General features: G+C 69.6%; 1 protein-coding gene and 1 pseudogene. Both read left to right on the forward strand.

From position 1 onward, the window contains the following. Positions 1–531 (forward strand): FAD:protein FMN transferase (locus H928_RS33645; RefSeq protein ID WP_239645021.1); only part of this gene is annotated, 531 nt, incomplete at its 5' end. Between the two features lie 29 nt (positions 532–560). Further along, positions 561–753: pseudogene (locus H928_RS0119345) on the forward strand (oxidoreductase); the annotation flags it as partial.

The following is a 753-nucleotide window of genomic DNA, read 5'->3' on the forward strand; positions in this document are numbered from 1 at the left end:
CCCGGTGGCCTGCAGCTGGACCTGAGCGGCATCGCCAAGGGCTATGCCGTCGACTGGGTGGCCGAGCGCTTGCGCGCTGCCGGCTGGCAGCATGCGCTGCTGGAGATTGGCGGAGAGATTAGGGCCTGGGGCCAGAAACCCGGCGGCCAGCCTTGGCGTGTAGCCGTGGCGGGCGTTGCCGGTGATGAACCGCTGGTGGTTCCGCTGGGCGATGGCGCGCTGGCCAGCTCGGGCGACCACTGGCATGTGTTCATGCATGGGGGCCGGCGCTTTTCGCACAGCTTGGATCCGCGTACCGGCCAAGCGGTGGCCCATGCACTGAGCAGCGTCACCGTCTACCACGACGAATGCATGCATGCCGATGCGCTGGCCACCGTGCTCACGGTGCTGGGCCCCGAGGCGGGATGGCAGTTTGCGCTGCAGCAGCAGCTGGCGGCGGTATTCCACACCCATCCCGACGCCGGGCAGCTGCCAGGCCTGCGCCGCATGACGCCGGCCTGGCAGCAGCGTTTTGCAGGCAGCATGCAGTGATGATCGATTGGATAGCAAGCCCTGCGCGGATGGCAGGCGCAGCAGGCTTGGTGACGGGGTATGCGCTGCTGTGTGCCGGCATTGCAGGGCGTTTGTGGCGCCAGCGCCGGGCTGAGCGCCAGGAGCAGCTCGCGCTGCAAGCGGGCAGCCAGCAGGGCGCGCCGGTGCTGGTGGCCTATGCCAGCCAGACCGGCCGGGCCGAGGCCCTGGCGCATGAGACCG

Source organism: Comamonas sp. B-9 (assembly GCF_000410635.1).
GTDB lineage: Bacteria > Pseudomonadota > Gammaproteobacteria > Burkholderiales > Burkholderiaceae_C > Comamonas.